Genomic DNA, 21,601 nt, shown 5'->3' with positions numbered 1-21,601 from the left:
CCTCCGTCGGAAGGTGCAGGCGGGCAGTCGAACGTGCACCGGCCGTACGGATGCTTGCCGCCGGCTCGACCCCGGTCGATCCTGGAACGGAGCGGGACCGACCGAAACGTCGGTCGGCGTCTGTCCACCGTGGAGGTGCGTGCCGATGCGGGAGTGTGCGGCGCCGACCACGCCCGTCGTCACGACGGGCCACCCGGGGTGAAGCAGCTGACCCACGAGGACGTGACGGCCACCGCGCCGGTCTCCCGGCACGCCACGGCGACGGTGACGGTCCAGGCCAAACGCGTACCCGGCAACCGCCCGCCGGTCTCGCACGGTGGGAACGCCGCGGTGCGCCGCCTGGTCAGCGGTGGCGTCGGCGGTGACCCGGCCGGGGGTGGGATCGGCCTTCCGATGCTCTCCGCCGGCGGCGGCGCCGCGCTGGGCCGGTTCGGTGCCGGCGGCCCGCAGCGGAAACTCTCGGTCAGTCAGCCGGGTGACCCCATGGAACGGGAGGCCGACGCGATGGCCGCCCGGGTGAGCGCCGGGCCGGGTGCCTACCAACCGGCCAGGACCCTGTCGGCGGCACGGGCGCCGGTCGCCCCCGCCGCCGCGGACGGGTCGACCGGCGACGGTACGGGCGTGGACGTCTCCCCCGCCCTGGAGTCGCTGATCCGGGAGCCGGGAGCGGGCGAGCAGCTGCCGCCGGACGTCCGTGACCGGATCGAGTCGCATCTCGGTGTGCCGCTCGGTGGGGTGCAGCTGCACACCGGTCCGGCGGCGCAGGAGGCGGCCGTCCAGCTGGGCGCCCGGGCGTTCACCTTCGGCAACCACATCTTCCTCGGCCCGGGCGAGTCACCGCACGACGTCGCGCTGATGGCGCACGAGGCCACCCACGTTGTGCAGCAGCAGGCGGTCAACGTCTACCGGGACCTGGTGCACCGCTCGTCGGACAGCCTGCTGCCCGACTTCATCGTCGACGCCGTTCGGACGTACGCCCGCGACCTGCCCGGATACGACATGCTCACGGTTGTCGCCGGCTACGACCCGATCGACGACCGGAGCGTCGAACGCAGCCCGGAAAACCTGGTCCGAGGCGTGATCGGGCTGGTGCCGTTCGGCAACCACATCGCTGACAAGCTCCTCGAACTGGAGATCCTGCAGGACGCCTTCGCACTGGTGGACGGGGGCCTGGTCGCGCACAACCTGACCCTGGCCCGGATCAGCGCGGACATCGACCGGGCCTGGGACGAGCTGGACGTCCTCGAGGGTTTCGACGGCAACGCCGCGATCATCGCCCGCTACGTCGGCGCGATCTACGCCGACGCGCTCGTCTTCGCCCGGTCGCTGGTCGACACGGTGCTCCAGATGATCCGCGAGGCGGCCGTCGGGCTGGCCGAGACGTACCTGGCGGACACCCCGGTCTGGACGCTGGCCACGAAGGTCATCCACCACGACCCGCTGCGCGGTACCCCGGTCGAGGCGACCACGGTCGAGATCCTCGCCAACTTCCTCACCCTGATCGGCAAGCAGGACACCCTCGCCCAGATGCGGGAGCGCGGCACCCTGCAGCGGACCGCGGACTGGCTCGACACCCAGATCGGCCGGTTCCTGTCCCTGATCTCCGAACTCGGCGCGCTGTTCGAGGCCGGCTGGGCCGCCATCCAGCCGGAGAACATCGCGAACCTGCCGCAGAACCTCAGCCGGCTCGCCCGGGACGCGGTCGGGCTGGTGCAGCGGGTCGCCGCCTTCGCCACCGACGTCATCGCGGCGGTGCTGCGGATCATCAAGGACGCGCTGCTCGGCTGGCTCAGCGGCGAGGCACACAAACTGCCCGGGTTCCGGCTGCTCACCGTCATCCTCGGAGAGAACCCGTTCACCCACGAGGCGGTGCCGCGTACGGCCGCGAACCTGATCGGCGGTTTCATCGCCCTGCTGCCGAACGGTGAGGCGACGTACCAACAGCTCGCCGAGTCGGGAGTGATCGCCGACGCGGGGGCCCGGATCGAGGGCGCGATGTCCCGGCTCGGCATCTCGCTCGACCTGATCACCAACACCTTCCTCGGCATCTGGAACTCGCTCACGCTGGAGGACCTGCTCAACCCGGTCGCCGCGTTCGTCCGGGTGCTGGAGAGGTTCGGCGAGCCGCTGACCCGGATCGTCGAGTTTGTCGTCGAGGTCATGAAGGTCGTCATCGAGCTGATCCTCAAGCTGATGAACTTCCCGTCGGACCTGCTCGGCAGCATCGTCAGCAACGCGATGCAGGCCATCGACGACATCCAGCGGGACCCGGTCGGCTTCCTGGTGAACATGCTGGCGGCGCTGAAGGCGGGACTCGCCGGCTTCTTCGACCACGTGCTGTCGTACCTGCTCGACGGGCTCGCGTCCTGGCTGTTCCGTGGGCTCGGCCAGCTCGGCATCACCCGGCCGCCGGACTACTCGCTCAGGTCGATCCTGGAGTTGGTGCTCCAGGTGCTCGGGATCACCGGCGAGCTGCTGTGGCGGAAGCTCGGCGAGCAGATCGGCGAGGAGAACGTCGCCAAGATCCGCGGCGCGATCGACACCCTGACCGGGGTGTGGAGCTTCGTCAAGGACGTCCAGGAGGGCGGCGTCGCCGCGCTCTGGCGACACGTCGAGAACCAGCTCGGCAACCTCTGGGACACCCTGCTGAACATGGCGAAGGACTGGATCGTCACCCAGATCGTCGAGAAGGTCACCGCCAGGCTGCTGTCGATGCTGGACCCGACCGGCATCATGGCCGTGGTCAACAGCATGGTCGCGTTCTTCAACGCGATCGAGTCGGCGATCGAGTACCTGCGCGACATCCTGGAGATCGTCAACGACTACGTCACGACGATCGCGGCCGTCGCCGCCGGCAACATCGCCCCCGGCGCCGCCAAGGTCGAGCGGGGACTGGCGAACGCGATCCCGGTGGCGATCGGCTTCCTCGCCAACCAGGTCGGGCTCGGCAACGTACCGGAGAAGGTCGTCGAGATCATCCAGGGACTACGTGAACTGGTCGACCAGGCCCTCACCTGGCTTTTCGAGCAGGCCAAACGCCTCGGTCAGGCCGCCCTCGCCCCGCTCGGCATCGGCCCGCCCGGGGCGGCCGACCCGCAGCAGCCGGACGCCGGGCAGCTCCGGGAGGAGTTCACGGTCGACGGCGAGCCGCACTCGATCTACGCGGGTCCCGGCGGCGCCCTGATGCTCGCCTCCGATCCGCAGCCGGTGTCGAACGTCGACCGGCTGCGCGACCTGTACATCGAGTACCGGGGACTACCGCCGACCGGCGCCGACGCCGACCGCCGGCGGGTGGTCCACCAGATGGTCGAACTGGTGAAGTCCGACCCGTCGCTGCTCGGCGGGTTCGCCGGCGCCACCCCCGAGGAGCGGGCCGACATCCTGGTGGTGCAGGCGCTGCTGAGGACCCGCGTCATGGTCCGGGCGCGGACGAACAACATGGAATACCCGGCGACCGTCGACGGGATAGACACCCGGGAAGGCGTCACCCCCCGCTACTGGGTCAGGTGCCGGTTCGACACCGGCGTCGAAAGCCGGCACCGGAACAACCCGGGATCGGAACCGGAACGGCTGATCCCGCTCCGGGAGTTCGTGCAGAGCATGTCCGGGGCGTACACCGTCGTCAAGCCGTTCACCGGCGGGAACCACGGCTCGCGGTACGCCCAGGTGGAGGAAAACGGGTACAGCCTGCTCCCGGAGCTCTGCCGGGGCGGCAGGTGGCGGAGGGTGTTCTACCCGACGGACTACACGGCCGCGGTCGAGGCGCACCTGGCCCGGGTGGTGGCCGAGAGCACGCCGGCCGAGGACCTGACCAAGCCGCCGGAGGATCGCCGGTGGATGTGGCGGGGCAGCTCCTACGTCAACCGGCCGGACAGCCCGGGTGAGGCGACGGTCGACCACACCCCGGCCGTCGTCGTGCACTTCAAGACCGAGGGCGTCAACATGACGCAGCAGGAACGGCGCGACTGGTACCGCACCGGCGGCGACTCCGACCTGCCCGAGATCATGCCGCGCGGGCGGAACAGCAGCAAGGGCAGCGAGGACGAGCGGTTGGACGACCCCCAGATGATCGGCGACCGGTTCCGGGGCCCCGGGGAGTAGCCGGGACCCGACCACCGGCGCACGACCGAGCTGCCCGTCGGTCCGCACCTACCCCGCGGCCGCGGTCCTGGTCAACGGCGCCACCGAGGTCGTACGACTCGGCAGCCGGCGCCCAGAGATCCCCTCGCTGGTCTTCGTCCGCGACGACGGCGAGGCGCTGGTCGGCGAGCCCGCCGAGCGCCGGGGCGGTGCCGAGCCTGGCCGGCCGCCCTCCACCCAGCCTGGCACCCGAGGCCGCCCAGGGCGATTGACACCGTCCGGTCGGCGGGCATCGCCGGCACGGCCGGGCCGTCGACCGGACCGACGGCAGCGACAGCGACACCGATACCGATACCGGCAGCGGCGCCGGAGACGGCAGCGTCCCGACGCCCGCCCGCCCGCCGTCAGCCGGTGCCGCTGCTGCGGGACTCCCCCGGTCGCGGCTCGTCGACCGGCGGTGGGCGCAGATCGGGGACGGCACGGACGTCGATGCCCGCCACCTCGGGACCGACGGCGACCATCGCGGCGGCGTCGATAGTCGCCGTGACAACCAGGTCGAGCCCAGGCTTGAGCTGCCCGCCGAGCGCCGACCAGAAGTCGGAGTTCTCCGACCCGTCGCCGCCCCGCAGGCTGAGCGACGGCACCGGGCGGACGGTGGCCAGTACGCCCCGCAGGTGCTCGGCGTTGATCTCCGGATGCAGCAGCAGCGCGGCCAGCACGGAACCGAGCAGCGAGTGCTCGTCGCGTACCTCTGTCGTCCAGGCGGTCACCAGGTAGCGGCAGTCCACCCGGGGCAGTGGATCCCGGCGGTAGCGCCGGCCCTCGTCGTCCTCGACGAGTTCCTCCCCGAAGTAGCGTTCGTCGAGGTTGGGGCGTACGTCCCAGAGGTAGAGGTTCACCGTGGGTCGGGAGACCCGCGCCGCCCAGTCCCCGTCCGGGGCGTCGAACGCGACGTCCACGTCCCGCGCCGGCAGTGGCACCGCGGCCCGGAGGAACACCTCGATCGACTCATCGAGTTGGTGCAGCATCGGCGTCTCGATTCACCAGGTCGAAGTAGCGCTCGAACTCCGCCTCGGTACGCAGCCGGCCGAGCTTCTGAAACTCGCGCTTGATGGCGAGGATGACGTGCCGCATGGTGATGACGTCCCCCTCGTCGGCGGCGAGGAAGGCGGCGCCGAGCGCGGCGTTGTGGATCAGCCCTCCGGAGATCTTGAACTGTCGGGCGACGAAGTCCAGGTCGAGATCGGCGACCGGGGCGGACGGCGGGAACGACCGCGCCCAAATCGCCCGCCGCTGCGGTTCCTCCGGCAGGACGAAGTCGACGGCGACCGAGATCCGGCGCAGGAACGCCTGGTCGATGTTGCGTTGCAGGTTTGTCGCGAGCACGACCAGACCGTCGTAGCTCTCCAGCCGCTGCAACAGGTACGCCACCTCGATGTTGGCGTACCGGTCGCGGGCGTCGGAGACCTCGGAACGCTTGCCGAACAGGGCGTCCGCCTCGTCGAAGAAGAGCACCAGGTCCCCGGCGCCGGCCGCGACGAAGATCCGCTCGAGGTTCTTCTCCGTCTCGCCGATGTACTTGCTGACCACCGAGGACAGGTCCACCTTGTACAGGTCGAGCCCGAGGTCACCGGCGACCACCTCGGCGGCGAGGGTCTTGCCGGTGCCGGAGGCTCCGGAGAAGAGCGCGACGACCCCGGTCGACGGCAGTGGCGGGAACCGCCAGTCGCCGTACACCCTGCCCCGCCGGCGGTGCCGAGCGGCCAGCTCCCGCAACTGTCGCAGGTCGTCCCCGGGCAGCACCAGGTCGTCCCAGCCGCGGCGGGGCCGGATCCGGACCGCCAACCGCTCCAGGTAGCCGCCGGCGAGCCGGCGGACCGCGGGCCCGAGCGGGCCGGTGGTGTCCTGCCGGGCGGCGGCGACGAGCCGGAGCTGTCCCCGGGTGAGCCGGTAGGCGGGATCCGGTTCCGTGCCGAGCAGTTCCCGCCAGTCCTCCGGACCGGCCTCGCCGCCGGCCACCCGGATCTCCCGCCACGGGCGGACCGGCACCGACTCGAGCGGCAGTTCACCCGGGGTGGAGAGCACCCAGTTCAGGTGCATGCTCCGGACCACCACATCGGCACCGGCCGCGTCGGGGGCGGTGCCCGACTGAAGTACCACCACCAGGTTGCCGAGGGTGGCCTCGCGCACCACCGCCGCCCACTGGGCGCCGGTCTCCGGCATCGGGCAGATCAACCGGCCCTGGTCCGGCCAGTGCCGCTCGACCGCCTGCAGGCGGCTCTCCCGGTCGCCGCCGTGCACCAGCAACAACCCCGAATCCGCCAGCCCACCTGTCCGGTCGCCGACAACGGTGCCGTTCACCGCCGCCGCGCCTGCGGGCGCACCGGCCGAGGAACCGCCGTCACCCGACGAGTTGGCACCGGTGGTGGTCCGGTCGCGGGTCGCGGGGAGCCTTACCGTCCCGGGGGGCAGGTCGACGTCGGCCGACCCGTCACCCCGCAGATGCCAGACGACCCGGGCGGGCAGCCCGCAGGCCCGGGTCGCCCACGGTCCTTCGGCGGCCACCTCGACAAGTTCGGCCCGACGCAGCGGCGACCCGGATGCCACGCAGCGGTCCGCCGGGTGGTCCGGGTCGGCGAAGATCCGGGCGAGCGTGGCGACGGTCAGCAGCGGCTGCTGCACCGAGTCCTGGACGTAGGCGACCAGCCGCTGCCGGGCCGGGCTGGTCTCGACCGCGCCGAGCAGGGCCAACACCTCGGCGTCCGACGGGGCCAGCCCGGCGGTACGGGCCAGCACGGCGAGCGGAGCAGCACCATCCAGCATGGACCGGAACTCGGTTCGGGCCCGGTTCAGCTCCGGATCGGTCCGTTTCCTGACCTCCGCGGTCAGTGACGGGGCCGGACCGTCCAGCCCGGGCAGAGTGGCCAGGATCCGGTCCAGGTCCTCGGGTCCGACGTACATACCGGCGAAGTCGCGCGGCGGGCGCCCGTCGGCCAACCGGCACACCAGCGCCTCACGTTGCAGCAGGAGGTCGGCCAGCACGGTGGCGGCGTCGGGGCGGCCGGTCATCGGATCAGATCGCGCCCTCCCGCGTCGCGAGGGCGACCGCCTGCGCGCGGGTCCGGCAGTTCAGCTTGGTGAGTACGTCGTGCACAACGTTCTTGACGGTTCGTTCCGAGAACCGGAGGTCCTCGGCGATGCCCCTGGTGTCGAATCCCTCGGCGAGCAGCCGCAGCACCGACCGTTCCCGGGCGTTGAGCGCGGCCGGGCCGAGGCTGGCCGTCCGGGTCACGTGCGTCAGCAACCGGGCGAGCAGGTCGCCGGGGAGCGTCACCGCACCCGTCACCACCGCGCGGACGTTGGCGACCAGGGACTCCGGGGTGAGTCCGTCGTGCGGCAGCACGGCCGCGACACCCGCGTCGACGATTTCCCGGACCTGCTGCTCGGTGGCGATCCGGACGGTGGTGACGAGCCGGGTCGGCGAGCCCGCCACGAGTCGTACGGCACGGCGCAGCGCGGTACCTTCCGACTCGAAGAGCAGTACGTCGAGCCGGCCGACGACCGGTGTCGGGGCCAGCCCGGCGCTCTCCCCGCGGATCACGAACCCGGCCTGCTGCAGACACGCGACCATGCCCCGGCGCACGATGGCGTGATTGTTGTCGACCCAAACCGACGGTGGTTTCTGTGGCTGCATCCGATCCCACCCCCCCGGCCTGTCCGCTGCATCATGATGCGGTCCGGGTCGATCCTTCGACAGTGGCCAATCGTCTGGCCGACCTGTCGGATATCCGTCCGAAGTGGCTGATCGCATCTCGGATGGCCGCCCGTTCATCGGCTTTTCCCTCTGGTGTGCGGGTCCTACGCTCGTGCCATGCCCAGGTACTCCGCGGAGCAGATATACGGTTTCGCCCGCCGGGCCGGTTTCAACCCGGACGAATCTGCCACAATGACCGCCATCGCTCTGGCCGAATCGGGCGGCAACAGCCGGGCGCACAATCCCTATGGCGAGGATTCCCGGGGGCTGTGGCAGATCAACGCGCGGGCGCATCCGGAACTGGCCCGGCGGTACGACCTCTACGATCCGCTGCAGAACGCCCGGGCCGCGTACGAGGTGTCCCGACACGGCGGCGACGTCTCCCCGTGGACCGTCACCCACGGCGGCAGCAGCGCCCGCTACCTGCGCTACCGGGACGAGGCGGAGCGGGCCGCCGTCGCGTACGGCGACGGGACGGGCCACGGCATGTGGAGCGGCACCCGCGGCTACCGGGACCGGGTGGCCGCCGACGCGCCGACGGCGGATCCGGCCCCGGGTGCCACCGCGACGTCCCTGGCCGCCGAACGTCCCGCCGGCGGGGGCCCGGGCGACAACCCGGCCCTCGACCGGTTCCTGGAGGCGGCCCGAAACCAGATCGGTGACCAGTACGTCTTCGGTGCCGAGGCCAGGCTCAAGGACAGCGACCCGGACACCTTCGACTGTTCGGAACTGGTGCAGTGGGCGGCGCACCAGGCAGGCGTGACCATCACCGACGGTGCCACCGCGCAGTACCTGGAGCTGAAGCGACGAGGTCTGCTGATTCCGGTGGAGCAGGCCAAGAAGACGCCCGGCGCCCTGCTGTTCCACTTCGACCGCGAACCCCGCCCCGGCGACGGCCGTACCCCGGGGGCGCACGTGGCGATCAGCCTCGGCAACGGCCGTACCGTCGAGGCGCAGAACCCGGTCAACGACGTCGGCGAGTTCAAGGCCGGCAACCGGTTCACCTACGCGGCGCTGATGCCCGGCATCTCCGACGGCACCGCCACCCCGCCCACCCCGACCACCCCACCACCACCGCCACCGCCGCCGGTCGAAACGGCGCCGGTCGAAACGGCGCCGGAGCTCGGCGGCGCCGACACCGACCAGGACGCTCTCACCGACGCGCTGGAACGACGGCTCGGTCTGGACCCGTTGCGTGCCGACACCGACGGAGACAACCTCTCCGACAGCTACGAGCTGGTCACCGCCGGCACCGACCCGCGCCGGGCCGACTCCGACGGTGACCGGCTCAACGACGCGTTCGAACTCGCCCGTGGCCTCGACCCCACCTCGCCGGACAGCGACGCCGACGGACACCTGGACGGCAGCTTCACCGCCGACCAGCTCGACGCCGACCGGGACGGGCTCGACGACAACCTGGAACGGGTCATCGGCCTCGATCCCCGGCTCGCCGACAGCGACGCGGACGGCTTCGGTGACGCACTCGAGTACCAGAGCGACTCGAACCCGCTGGACGCCCGGGTCACCCCGCTGGCTCCGGCCGGCGCGGGCGGTCCGGACCCCGCGACCGCCGGACCGTTGGCCCCGGGCCCCGGTACGACCGCTCCGACCGGTCCGCTCGGCCCCACCACCCCGCTCGGCTGACCGCCGCCGGACCGTCCAGCTGGCGCGAGGAGGGACATCGTCGATGGATGTGGAGATCATCCTTCCGCAGGCGCCCGTGGCCCTGGTGCCAGGTGTGCCGGCCCAGGTACGGGTCGAGGTGCGCAACCGCTCCGCCACCCCGCTCTCGGTGCGGTTGACCGTGCAGCCGAACCGGGCCGGCTCGTGGGCCCGGATCGACGCGCCGACGCTGACCCTGGCCCCGGGTGACGGCGGCACCGTCGACGTCAGATTCCACCCGCCGGCCGACGTACCACCGGCCGCGACGGTGCTGCCGTTCACGGTGCGCGCCGACGACCCGCGCTACGGCGTACCGGTCGGCCGGGCCACCGGCCTGGTCACGGTCACCCCGGCACCGCGCCTGGCGGCCGTACTGTCCCGCGAACCGGCCCGCCGGGGCACGGTCCCGTTCTCTCTGTCCCTGGTCAACCTCGATGCCACCAGCCTGGCCCTGCGGCTCGGCACCCGGCTGGACCCGCCGGGTCAGGTCACCGTCGAGCCGACGGTGGTCGAACTGCCTCCCGGCGGGACCGGTACGGCCCGGCTGCGGGTCCGCCCACGGGGCGCGCTGATCGGTTCACAGACCCGGTACGTCCTCACCGTGACCTGCCACGACATCAAGGCGGACGAGGACGCGCCGCCGGTGGCGACGGCCGAGGAGGACGGCCTCGCGCCACCCCGGCTCGGCCGCCGGCCCGCCGCCGTGCTCGGCACGGTGCTGCTGGTGCTGCTGGCCGCGACCGCCGTGGTGTTCGGCGGACGGATCGACCTGCCCGGTCGGGGGGTCGCCGGGTCCACCGCGCCGCCCCCCGCTCCGGTCAGCCGGCCGTACGCGCTGGTCGACGTCTTCCCGCAGCAGGGCGGTACGGACGGCCGGGCCGCCGCCGACGCCACCCTGGCCCGACTCGCCGCCGCCGGGATGCCGGTACGCCTGGTCGACAGCACCACCTCCGACCAGGTCGCGGACGGGCAGGGCGGGCTCTGGGTACTGCTGCAGGACGGCCTCGGTACCGTCGAGGCGACCCGCGCCTACTGCGACCGGTACCGGGCCGTGGCACCGAAGTGCGACGTCGTGCCCTGACCGGAGGCACACCCGCCGCAACCGCATCGGCGATCGTGCACCTCTGGCCGCCCGTACGGCTATTTCCATCCCCCACCCCGGCCCCTACGGTGGGCACGATGTCCGGCCGACCGCAGGAGGGGGTCCGTGGGCTACGGGCTCGGTGTTGACCTCGGCACCACGTACACGGCGGCGGCGGTGCGGGAGAGCGACCGGGTCGAGGTGGTTCGGCTGGGTGGCCGGCGCCCGGAGATCCCCTCCCTGGTCTTCGTCCGCCCCGACGGTGCGGTCCTGGTCGGCGAGGCCGCCGAACGGCGCGGCGCCGCCGAGTCGGGACGGCTGGCCCGGGAGTTCAAGCGCCGGGTGGGTGATCCGGTGCCGATCCTGGTCGGCGGGTCGCCGTACTCGGCACACGCGCTCACCGCCCGGCTACTCAAGGAGGTGTACGCGATCGTCGGGCGGCTCCAGGACGGGCCGCCGGACGACGTGACGGTGACCCATCCGGCCAACTGGGGCCCCTACAAGCGGGAGCTTCTCGACCAGGCGATCCAGCTCGCGGACCTGGAGCGGGTGACGCTGCGGTCGGAGCCGGAGGCGGCCGCCATCCAGTACGCCGCCGGCGAGCGGGTCCAGCCGGGCGAGGTCGTCGCCGTATACGACCTCGGCGGTGGCACCTTCGACGCTGCCGTACTCCGCAAGACGACCACCGGTTTCGTCCTGCTCGGCCAGCCGGAAGGGATCGAACAGCTGGGCGGGATCGACTTCGACGAGGCGGTTTTTGGCCATGTCGTGGCAACTCTCGGCAATCATCTGGACGGGCTCGACCCGGACGACGAGGCGACAACCGCGGCACTGGCCCGGCTGCGCCGGGACTGCGTCGAGGCGAAGGAGGGGTTGACCTTCGACACCGAGGTGATGATCCCGGTCGCGCTGCCCGGTCTGCACACCCGCGTACGTCTCAACCGTTCCGAGTTCGAGGCGATGATCGCGCCGGCGCTCTCCGACACGCTGGGCGCGATGCGCCGGGCGCTACGGTCGGCCGGGGTCGGCCCCGAAGAGGTCCGGTCGATCCTGCTCGCCGGTGGCTCGTCCCGCATTCCGCTGGTCGGGCAACTACTCGGTACCGAGTTCGGCCGTCCGGTCGTACTCGACCCGCATCCGGAACACAGCATCGCCCTCGGCGCGGCCCGCGTCGCCGGGGTGGCCGCGCTGGTCGAGGGACCGGCCACCGGCAATGGCAAGACGCCACCGCGTCGGGCGGTCCCGTCGGCAGGGGCGGGTACGCCGGTGCCGCCGGCGCCGAAACCCCCGCCAGGCCCGCCGACCGAACCGAACCCGCCGAGCCCGGCAGGCCGGTCGAGCGAGGTGGGCTCGGCGAACCGGTCGGACGAACCGAGCCCGGCGGGCAAGCCGAGTGTGGTGGACCCCGCGGGCCAGCGGCAGACGCCGGGCCGACCGGCCCCGATCATCGGCGTCGCCTCGGTGCCGGCGGTGTCGCCGGCACCGCCGGTGCCGGGGACGTTCCCACCGCCACCGCCGGTGCCGAGAAGCGGCATCATTCCACCGCCACCGCCGGTACCGAGAGTGGGCGCCATTCCGCCACCGCCACCGATGCCGGGCTCGGGCGTCTTCCCACCACCACCGTCGGAGACAGTGGGCGCCGGCCCCGCCACCGTCCCACCGCCACCGGGCGGGGGCGCAGCCACCGTCCCACCGCCGGGGGCGGGAGCGGAACCCGGCATCATTCCGCCGCCGCCGGTGCCGAGGATCATCCCGCCGCCACCACCGGTGCCAAGGATCATCCCGCCGCCACCACCGGTGCCGAGGGTGGGTGCCGTCCCGCCGCCACCACCGGTACCAAACACGGGCGCCATTTCGCCACCACCACCGGTGCCGCTGGTCCTGCCGCCGTCCATGCCGCCAGCCATGCCGCCGTTGATGCCGACAGCTCCGCCGCCGGAGCCGAGCGGGACACCGGGTCCGGGTGGACCGGCCGACCGTCCGCCCGATCCCACCTCAGACCCGTCGGCCGGGTCGCCGTTGCTGCGCCGTCGGCTGCTGCTGATCGGGATTCCCGCCGTGGTCGCCCTGGCCGGTGCCGGCACCGCCGCCGCCCTGCTCGCCACCCGTGACCGCTCCGGCAAGGAGAGCGCTGCCCAGGTCACCCCGACGGGTACTGCCTCGCCCACGCCGGCACCGGCCGGCCAGGGGCCCTTCCCCGCCGACCGGCCGATCCTCTTCCGACAGGACGAGGGTGGCGAGTGGCCCGGAACAAGCCGGTCCACGATCTACCAGATGATGCCCGGTTCCGGGCAACGACTCCCGCTCGCCCAGTCCGGGTACGACATCCTGCCGCAGTGGGCACCGGACCGGACCCGGTTCGCCTTCACCCGCCGCAGCGGCAGCACCTGGCAGGTGTGGACGATGAACGGGGACGGCACCGACGCCACGATGGTGATAAACCGGATCCGGGCCGGGACCCGGGTCTCCTGGTCTCCGGACGGGCGCCGGTTGGCGTTTGTCATGGAGGTGGACCGCCGGCCACAGCTCGCGGTGCTGACGATCGGCACCTCGACACCGATCCAGCTGACCGACACCCCGGACAGCAAGGACGACCCGGCCTGGGACCCGACCGGTGACCGACTCGCCGCGTGGAGTTCCCGGGACGGCGAACCGCAGCTCTACCTCCTCTCCGCCACCGAGCCCGGCGCCGAGTGGCAGCGACTCACCTCCGGCGACGCCCGCGCCCTGGACCCGGCCTGGTCGCCGGACGGTCGACGGATCGCGTACACCCGGGCCTCGGGCGACGACCGGTTCCAGATCTGGCTGACGAACAGCGACGGCACCGACAACCGCGCGGTCACCGAGGGCCCGGACCGGGACATGGATCCGACCTGGTCGCCGGACGGGGAATGGATCGCCTTCACCCGGGGTCCGTTGAACGGCCCGACCATCTGCGCCGTCCGGCCCGACGGCCGCGATCTGCGCCTGCTCACCGCCCCCGGCCGCCGGGAAGGCCATCCCGCCTGGTGACAGCGGCCGGGGCCGGGACCCGCCGAACCGGGACAGCCGCGGCCGGGACAGCGGTCGGCCGACCGCCACGGACGGGACAGCCGTCGGCCGGGTCAGCGGGTCGCCGGGTCCGGGCCGCTGCGGGGCAGACCGGCCAGGATCCCCTCACAACTGCGGACCGTGGCCCGCGCGGCGGTCCGCAGCTCCCGGGCCGAGAGCGGATGCTCGGCGACCCGCTGCCAACGGGCCAACGCCGCCTCGGCGGCGGCGGCCAGCCGGCCGGATACCGCGTCGGCGGCCAGCCCGAGCCGGTCGGCGGCGGCGGCACCCGCACCACCGAGCAACCGGTCCATCTCGGCGAGCTGGTCCGGACGCCCCGGCAGCCGACCGGACCGCAGCAGGTGCAGGAGGCCCACCTCCACGAACTCGTGGAACCCGGCCCGGATCTCCTCCGCCTCGGCGATCAGCCCGGCGGTGCCGGCGTCGGTGCGCCGGGACCGGACCACCGTGTCGAGGGCGGCCAGTGCGGACCGTGCCTTCAGCACCCGGGCCCGACCGAGGAACTGCGCGGCGAGTACCTCCCGGAGCCGGTCCAGACCGCTGCGCGCGGAGAGTTCCCGGACCAGGTCACCGGCATCCCGTACGGTTCCCTCCCGGATCAGTTGCACGCTCAGGCGGACGCCGAACAGGCCCAACCGGGCGAGCAGCCGGCGGCGGACCGGACCGTCCACCGGCACCGCACTCGCCGGGCCGACGAACCGGTCGGCGGTGAGCAGCAGTTCCAGGACGTCGTCGAGCGGCGAGCCGGCGATCGTCGCCAGCGCCTGGAACTCGTCCTCGCGCAGCGTGGCACCGGCCGCGCCGAGCAGCCCCGCCACCGGTACGACGATCGGGCAGAGCCGGCGCAGCCGCTCGTCGGACTGGTAGCGGTCGGCGACCCGGGCCGCCACCTCCATCGCGTCCAACCGGCAGTCGCCGATCTCGTCGGCCCGGGACAGCACACCGACCGCGTTGACCGGTGACCCCCGGGCCAGTTCGTCGCCGTGGAACGACTCCAGGAACCGCAGGTCGCTGCCGTGCATGTGACGCAGCAGGTAGACCACCGCGTCGGCCTCCGCGACCCGCTCCTCGTCGGCAGCCAGGAACATCTGGGTCCGTAGCGACACCTCCGTCGACAGCGAGGCGATGCCCGGGGTGTCGATCAGGGTGTGCTCGCGCAACCGTCGACTCGGCACCTCGACGGTGAGCTGCGCGACCTCGTCGACCGGTCGGCCGAGGTCGACCCGGACCGCGCCGGACACCCGGTCGAACGGCCGCTGCTCGGGCGGGCCGTCGACCAGGTGCAGCAACACCTGGTAGGACGGACCGTCGCGGTACCAGGTGACGATCCGGGTGCACTCGCCGGCGTCGGTCGGCGCGAGTTCCTCGCCGACCATCGCGTTGAGCAGCGTGGACTTGCCCGCCTTGAGCTTGCCGGCGATCGCCACCCGCAGTGGCTCGTCCAGTCTGCGCAGCGCCGCGGCGAGCACCTGCCGGGCCGCCGGGTCCGGCAGTTCGTGGTACGCCCGGTCGAGCAGGCCGCGTACCCGGCGCAGCAGTTCGTCGGTCACACCGCCTCGATTCGCTCGGCGACCCGGCCCAGGTCCCGCCACTGCTCCTCCAACCGGTCCGCGCGCCGGGCCCGTTCGTCGTCCGGCAGGGTCGCGGTCTGTCGGACCGCGGTCAGCGCCTGGGCGGACGACCGTTCGGCGAGCGCGGCCCGGGCGGCGAACTCGTCGCGCAGGAACCGCTGGGTACGGCGGATCGCGTCCCGGCAGTCCTTGCCGAGCACGAACCCGACCTCGTCGACGTACCGCCGCAGCTCCTGCTTGGCCTGTTGCCGGCGGTACGCGAGCTGCCGCTCCCGCTCGTCCCGGACCAGTTTGCGGCCCAGCGTCATGCCGACGGCGACGCCGATCGGGGCGGCGACGGTCAGTCCCAGCAGGCTGCCGAACGCGCCGGCCATGAACATGCCGCCGTACGCCAGCCGGGCGGCGGTGAACGCACCGAGGAACTGTCGCATGGAGGAGCGTTCGAAGCGGATGTCCAGCACCCCGACCTTGGCCAGTGCGGCGGCCGGTGCGGGCAGGTCGAGGTCGAGGCCCTCGTACTCCAGGTCGAATCGGTCGGCGACGTCCCTGGCGAGCTGTTCGGTACGGGAGACGAGGGTGAACAGGTTGTCGACGGCGACCGCCGCCGCCTCCTTGCCGGCCCAGGCCTCGAAGTCCCGCCAGTTGTCCTTCGGGTCCTCCTTGTCCAGCAGTTCCTCGCCCCGACGCAGCAGACCGCGCAGCCGTTCCCGCAGGTCGTGGTCGACGTCGGAGCCGAGGTCCTGGGTGCCGTCGTTGAGCGCGGTCTGCCAGGAGGCCGCCCGCTCGGCCAGGTGCTGGCCGCGCCGGGTCTGCTCGGCCAGCCGTTCGACGAGCACCGGCTCCTGTTCCGGATGCCGGGCCACCGCGCGCTCCGCCCCGATCTGCCGGCGCAGTTCGGTGACCGCGAAGGTGATCTCCTGCCGGGTCGCCCGTACCGTGGTCGCCTCCGCGCCCGCCAGGATGTCCCGGCGGAGCAGGTCGAGCAGGCGGGGGAAACCGGACTCGGTGTTGAGCGACGCGCTCCCCCGGGCGGACGCGCGCAGCCGCAGGAAGGACGAGACCGGTACCACCGACAGCGACAGGCCGGCCCGGGCCAGGTGTCCGCGGTTGAGCTCCACGATCCGGCGCCACTCGGCGTGTAGGTCGGTCTTGGTGACCACGCAGACGACCCGGGGGCAGCGTTCGACCGTACGGGTCAGGAAGGCCAGCTCCGGCGCGGTGAGTTCGGCACCCGCGTCGGTGACGAACAGGGCGGCCCGGGCCAGCGGCAACGCGCCGAGGGTGAGGTTGCCCTGGGCGGAGTCCAGGCCGCCGACGCCGGGGGTGTCGATGAAGGAGAGTCCACGGCGCAGCAGCAGCCGGTCCAGCCGGACCTCGACCGAACGCAGCCGTACCCCCGTGTCGCCGGCCTCGGTGACGTAGTCCCGCAACCGGTCGAACGGGACCTCGATCCGGGTCGGTTCCGTGACGTCGTCGCCGGGTTCCGGATGGGCGACCACGGAGGGCGGTACGCCGTACCTGACGATCGTCGGGACCGCGGTGACGATGTCGGAGTCGACCGGACAGACGTCGGTCCGGAGCAGGGCGTTGATCAGCGTGCTCTTGCCCTGCTTGAACTCCCCCACCACGGCGACCGGTACGTCCTCGGAAAGCAGCCGGAACCGGGCCTGGACGAGCCGGGCGGCGAGGTCCGGCCGGTCGGAGGCGGCGGCCAGCACGCGTACCCGGTCAAGGTCGTCGAGCGCTCGCAGGACGGCGACGCCCCTACCCGGGCCCTGGGGGGCAGCCTCACCGGGCGGTCGGGCCACCGCCGTCACGACCGTCTCCGTACCACGCGTGCCGCCATCCTCTCCACCAGGGGCTCGGGGCCGGTCACGGCCGAGGCGTCAGCTGGGCACCAGCCTACGGCCCGACCACAAGCCGATCGATGCCCTGCGGCCGGACCGGGACCGGATCGGGCCGTACCGGGTGGGAAACGACCCGCGCCGTCGGCCTGCCCCGGGGCGGGTCGACGGCGCGGCCGTGCCGGCCGGTGCCGGGTTCGGTACCGGCGGTGGCGGATCAGTACCGGAACACCGCGAGTTGGGCGCCGGCCGGGCCGAGCGTGTAGCCGGTCCGGGCGGCCGGGTTGAGCTGGACGTACGAGCCGTTGATCGGCAGCGGGATGCCGTAGAAGTTGAACCCGCTGATCCGCTTCACCAGCTTGCCCGTCTGGTCGAGGACCACCACCGAGCAGACGCTGTTGTTGTCGATCACCTCGCCGAAGCTGCCCGGGCTGCGCACCTCCTCCATCAGGAAGTACCCGTTCGTCTCGTCGACGGCCGGGTGTTGGTAGCCGGCGCCGGTGAGGGTGACCGGAACCCCGGTCCGGGTGCCGAGGTCGTAGATCCCGATGCCGCCGTCGAAGGTCGGGGCGAGCATCCGGTGGGTACCCGAGTCGATCGCCAACCCGCTCGCCCCACCCCGGCCGAGGCCGGGGAAGGTCTGCACCGTCCCGCTGTCCAGGTCGACGCTGACGAACCGGGTCTCGCCGCCGGAGCTGAACAGGTCGGTGCCGGCGAGCACCGCCTGCCGGGTGGTGTTGTCCGCCCCGAACGCGGTCACCAGCGGATACGGGATCCCCGCCAGCGCCGGCTGCACGTCCGTCGGCGTGCCGAAGGTGTTCGCGGCGACGTCCGAGGTGAAGACCCGGTAGCCGCCGTTCGGACCGTTCTGGCCGTACAGGAAGGCGGTGGTCGAGGTGCGCTGGTTCGGCGCCGGGAGCGGGCCGCTGGTGCCGGTGGCCGGCACGTTCTCGGCCGGCGGGGTCCACGCCCCGCCGTCACCGCCGGTCGCGACCGGCTTCAGGACCTGGAAGGACTTCGTCCCGTCCGGGTCGATCCGCTGGTAGAGGCCGACACCGTTGGCCAGCACGCCGGGGCCGGCGCCGATCAGACCTGCGGTCTGGTAGCGGCTTGTCGACGACGCCACCGTACCGGTCACCGTGTTGGTCTTCTGGTCGAAGAGCTGCACCGCGCCGGTGCCCTGGTTGACGGTGAGGAAACCCTCGTCACCGGCACTGTTGATCCCGTAGCCGCCGGCCAGGCTGCCCCCGCCGATCGGGCGTACGCCGTCCCGCGACAGGCTGCTGACCCCACTGGCCTGGCCGACCACCCGACCCTTGCGGGTGGGCAGTACGCGTACCACGTGGTCCATCGCGGCGCTGAGGCCGACCGTGGCCGGATCCAGGGTCACCGAGCCGCGGGTGCCGCGGACCGGGGCGGCGTGCACCGAGCCGGTGTCGACGCCGTTGGCGTCCCGGACCGTCCCGTTCGGATTGTTGAACAGGTTCCGGTTGCCGAAGATGGTCGGTCCGGGGGCGCTGATCTCGATGATCGCCCCGTCCGCGCCGGGTACGTCCCGGACGTCCCAGCTCACCCGGAACTTCTCGCCGTACTCGGTGACCAGGTTGTGGCCGCCGGCCCCGTGGTCGGCGACCGCCGCCAGGGTCGGCTCGGCCGGCTGGGCGTCCGAGGTCGGGGCGACCCGCAGGTAGGAGAACGGGGTGTAGGTGACCGCGTTGCGTCCGGCGGACGCCGGCTGGATGCCGACGCCGTAGATGCCGCCGCCGGAAAGCGCCGAGACCGGCACCCGCACCGTGCCGGCGGGCCGGGTCAGCGGCACCGTGTACGCCGGCCGGAAGACCTGCGCGGAGACCGGGTCTACCCGGCCCGGCTCGGAGACCACCAGTACCGCGTCCGACGGCACCGTCGCCATCGACCGCAGGTCGTACGCCACGGGGATGCTGTCGCCCCGCACCACGGCCGGCACCTCGGGCGCCGGCCCGTACGTCGACCGCCCGTCGCCGGGTCCGAAGGTGAGGCTGACCCTGGCCTGGGCCAGCGTCTTCTTTCCCTTCGTCGCGGTGTACGTCAACTCCACCGTCCGGGGCGCCGGGGCGGCCAGCGGCAGTCCCGCCGCGGCGAGTACCTCGCCGGGCAGCAGTCGGGCCGCCGGGGTGTCGGCGAGCCGTCGTCCGCCGACGGTGAGCGCGTACCGGACGCCGCGTTCGGGCAGGCCCAGCCAGTCCGGGGCGATGGTCAGCCGGTCGGTGAGATGGTCGTGATCGAGCGGGATGTCGGCCGGGTCGGTGGTGGTGTCGAAGATGGTGTCGAAGGGGTCCCGGGGGTGGCGGGCGACCACGCCGACCCGGGGCACCGACGGCGACAGCGGTACGCCCGCCTCCGCCAGCAGCCGCTGCACCGCGCGACCGGCGTTCACCTGCGGGCCGACGTGCAGTTCCACGTCGGACTGGGCCGGGGTGTAGGTCGGGGTCGCGGTCGCGACCAGGAAGTCGCGTACCCGGACCGGGTCGGTCAGCCGCCCGGGGCCGGTGAGCAGCTTCTTGTTGCCGGTCAACTTCGCGACCTGGAGCACCAGCGCGGCGACCGCCGCCACCTCCGGAGTCGAGGCCGAGGTGCCGCCGTTGTAGGCGACGGTCACGTCGGTGGCGCTGCCGCCCGCCGCGTGCGCGAGGGCGAGCACGTTGTCCCCGGGCGCCGACAGGTTGACCCGGGAGCCGCGTCCGCTGGCGTACCCCCGGGAGCCGTTGTACCGGGTCTCGGCGTACGCCGGCTGGCCGCCGGCTTCGGGGCCGGACGGCGGTGCGGAGGTGGTGTCGTTGAGCGTGCTGCCGCCGACGGCGATGGACCCGGTGTCGGGAATCACCGACGGCGCGGTGGAGTGTCCGACGTCGGCGAGGTCGGTGACCGGGCCGGTCCGCCGGTCGGCGACCTCGGTGGCGGTGCTGCCGCCGGAGGCGGAGACCGCCGCGTTGGTGTAGCCCCGGGTGCCGTCGCCGGAAGAGACGCAGACGACGATCCGGTAGTCCCGGACGATCGTGGCGATCACCGAGGCCATGATCGGGTCGTCCTCCATGTACCGGCCGGAGAAGCCTGCGGTGTCGAAGCCGAACCCGATCGATGCGGTGATCACGGTCGGCCGTGGCTCCTGCCGGGCGGCGGCCAGAAACGTGGCGGCCATGTCGGCGGTGGTCGGGCCGTTGCGGGCCGGCAGCACCAGCCGGTAGTCCGCACCGGGGGCGATGCCGAGCAGGTCGGTGTAGCCGCTGCCCGGCCGCTCGGGCCGCTGCCGGTCCCGGGGCAGCGGGGCCATCATCGTGAAGTCCAGGCCGGCCTCGCTCAGCACCGGGTCGTCGGCGCCGCAGGTCTGCCCGAGCGGGTCGAGGGTGGCGTCGCTGTCCGCGGTGTAGGTCGGGATCAGCGGCATGCCGGGCCAGTCCAGGTAGCGCTGGCCGTCCTGGACGACGGTGGTCGGCCCGTACGACGCGGCCCAGCTGAAGCACGGGTGGGCCGGGTCGGCGGCGGTGGACTGGTCGGTCAGGGTGCCGAGCGAGACGTTGGTGATGATCTCGCCCTGTCCGGGGAGCTGCCCGAACCGCTGGCTGATCGCCGCGTACGCCGCCACCGCGTTGACCCCGGGCTGGTTGAGCAGGCTCTGGGCACTGGTGGTGAGCCCGAAGTTGGTCGGCAGGCCGCCGGCCGGCGTGGTGGTGCCGGCCGTCCGGGCCGTCGGGGCGGTCGCCGTCAGCAGGGCGTCCGGTACCGGGGTCGGGCCGGTGTTCAGGGTGGTCACCCGCCAGTCGGGCGCGGCGTAGCTCACTGCCGGGTCGGCGCGCAGCGCGGCCACCGCGGCCGGCACCGTCTCGGCCGGCACCCGCAGCCGGTACAGCCGGGAGACGTCGAGCAGCGGCCGGTCGGCCGTGTCGGTGCCGGCCTTCGTGGTGCCCGGCGCGGTCTTCGCGGCAGTCGGGGCGAGGTCGGGCAACACCCGCTCGGCCCGAGCCACCCCGAGGCCGGCGAGCACCTTGTTGAGTCGGCCGTCGCTGGTGTACGTCGCCGGGCGGGCGGCGTCGGCCCGGGACCGGCCGAGGTCGAGGCGGGAGGGGCCGGAGACGTCGCCGTCGTACACCACGAGGACGCTGTCCGACGCGTACGCCTCGGGCCGGCCCTGGGCCAGGGTGGCCACCAGGTCGGGTCGCGCCGGCAGCACGCCGGCCGGGTTCGCCGCGTCGCGGCGCAGCGGCACGTTCCGGACTTCGGCGGTGCCCCGGTCCGGGTCGACGACCCGGGCGAGGCCGTCGGTGTAGACGACCGCGTACCGCCCGTCCGGCAGGTGCAGCTGGGAGTACGCGACCGTGGGATGGAAGGACGGCGTTTCGGGCGGTACGGCGGCCACGACGGACCGCGGCACCGCCGCCACGCCCAGCGCGGCGACGGTGCAGCCGACCACCGCGTGCGCCAGGTACCTGCGGGTACGCAGCATGGGCACACTCCTCGACCCTGGCGAGGTGACCAGGATCCGACGTAGTTGATCAAGATTGGTCGGCGGAAGTAAAACATG

General features: G+C 73.0%; 10 protein-coding genes. 4 read left to right on the top strand and 6 right to left on the bottom strand.

Going from position 1 to position 21,601, the window contains the following annotated elements:
* Positions 1-135: 135 nt before the first annotated feature.
* The gene (locus ABGB21_RS05030) at positions 136-4,101 is read left to right on the top strand and encodes a DUF4157 domain-containing protein (RefSeq protein ID WP_347676514.1); all 3,966 of its coding nucleotides are present in this window, start codon (positions 136-138) and stop codon (positions 4,099-4,101) included.
* A 383-nt stretch (positions 4,102-4,484) separates the two neighbouring features.
* Here ABGB21_RS05030 and ABGB21_RS05025 read toward each other — a convergent pair whose 3' ends face one another.
* The 3 genes from ABGB21_RS05025 to ABGB21_RS05015 are packed head-to-tail and all read right to left on the bottom strand — an operon-like array spanning position 4,485 to position 7,774.
* On the bottom strand, positions 4,485-5,108 hold the full coding sequence (locus tag ABGB21_RS05025; RefSeq protein WP_347676512.1) for a DUF4255 domain-containing protein: 624 nt from the start codon (positions 5,106-5,108) through the stop codon (positions 4,485-4,487).
* The gene (locus ABGB21_RS05020) at positions 5,089-7,149 is read right to left on the bottom strand and encodes an ATP-binding protein (protein ID WP_347676510.1); all 2,061 of its coding nucleotides are present in this window, start codon (positions 7,147-7,149) and stop codon (positions 5,089-5,091) included. The genes ABGB21_RS05025 and ABGB21_RS05020 overlap by 20 nt, the downstream gene beginning before the upstream one ends.
* A gap of 4 nt (positions 7,150-7,153) precedes the next feature.
* Entirely contained in the window at positions 7,154-7,774 is a 621-nt protein-coding gene (locus tag ABGB21_RS05015; protein WP_347676508.1) for a response regulator transcription factor, read from the bottom strand.
* Between the two features lie 177 nt (positions 7,775-7,951).
* Between ABGB21_RS05015 and ABGB21_RS05010 the strand changes: the two genes are divergently transcribed.
* The 3 genes from ABGB21_RS05010 (at position 7,952) to ABGB21_RS05000 (ending at position 13,589) form a co-directional block, all read left to right on the top strand.
* Positions 7,952-9,478, top strand: a complete 1,527-nt coding sequence (locus tag ABGB21_RS05010) for a transglycosylase SLT domain-containing protein (protein WP_347676506.1) — start codon at positions 7,952-7,954, stop codon at positions 9,476-9,478.
* 43 nt (positions 9,479-9,521) lie between these two features.
* Positions 9,522-10,577 (top strand): hypothetical protein, encoded by a 1,056-nt coding sequence (locus tag ABGB21_RS05005; protein ID WP_347676504.1) that lies wholly within the window; start codon positions 9,522-9,524, stop codon positions 10,575-10,577.
* Between the two features lie 126 nt (positions 10,578-10,703).
* Entirely contained in the window at positions 10,704-13,589 is a 2,886-nt protein-coding gene (locus ABGB21_RS05000) for an Hsp70 family protein (protein ID WP_347676502.1), read from the top strand.
* Positions 13,590-13,681: 92 nt separating this feature from the next.
* Here the strand turns inward: ABGB21_RS05000 and ABGB21_RS04995 are convergent, their stop codons facing one another.
* From ABGB21_RS04995 to ABGB21_RS04985, 3 genes are all read right to left on the bottom strand, one after another.
* A complete protein-coding gene (locus tag ABGB21_RS04995; protein ID WP_347676500.1) occupies positions 13,682-15,178 on the bottom strand; it encodes a dynamin family protein in 1,497 nt (498 codons plus the stop codon).
* Entirely contained in the window at positions 15,175-17,016 is a 1,842-nt protein-coding gene (locus tag ABGB21_RS04990; protein WP_347676498.1) for a dynamin family protein, read from the bottom strand. The genes ABGB21_RS04995 and ABGB21_RS04990 overlap by 4 nt, the downstream gene beginning before the upstream one ends.
* Positions 17,017-17,260: 244 nt before the next feature.
* Positions 17,261-21,523, bottom strand: a complete 4,263-nt coding sequence (locus ABGB21_RS04985) for a S8 family serine peptidase (RefSeq protein ID WP_347676496.1) — start codon at positions 21,521-21,523, stop codon at positions 17,261-17,263.
* Between the last annotated feature and the right edge of the window lie 78 nt (positions 21,524-21,601).

The organism is Plantactinospora sp. B24E8, assembly GCF_039871735.1.
In the GTDB taxonomy this organism is placed as follows: domain Bacteria; phylum Actinomycetota; class Actinomycetes; order Mycobacteriales; family Micromonosporaceae; genus Plantactinospora.
The sequence above is the reverse complement of the archived record's forward strand: the minus strand, read 5'-3'. Positions and strand labels throughout refer to the sequence as shown.

What these genes read in the sequence shown, in the direction of transcription:
- ABGB21_RS04985 (WP_347676496.1), bottom strand. Translation starts at nt 21,523, where the DNA reads ATGCTGCGTACCCGCAGGTACCTGGCGCACGCGGTGGTCGGCTGCACC.
- ABGB21_RS05010 (WP_347676506.1), top strand. Translation starts at nt 7,952, where the DNA reads ATGCCCAGGTACTCCGCGGAGCAGATATACGGTTTCGCCCGCCGGGCC.
- ABGB21_RS05020 (WP_347676510.1), bottom strand. Translation starts at nt 7,149, where the DNA reads ATGACCGGCCGCCCCGACGCCGCCACCGTGCTGGCCGACCTCCTGCTG.
- ABGB21_RS05015 (WP_347676508.1), bottom strand. Translation starts at nt 7,774, where the DNA reads ATGCAGCCACAGAAACCACCGTCGGTTTGGGTCGACAACAATCACGCC.
- ABGB21_RS05025 (WP_347676512.1), bottom strand. Translation starts at nt 5,108, where the DNA reads ATGCTGCACCAACTCGATGAGTCGATCGAGGTGTTCCTCCGGGCCGCG.
- ABGB21_RS05005 (WP_347676504.1), top strand. Translation starts at nt 9,522, where the DNA reads ATGGATGTGGAGATCATCCTTCCGCAGGCGCCCGTGGCCCTGGTGCCA.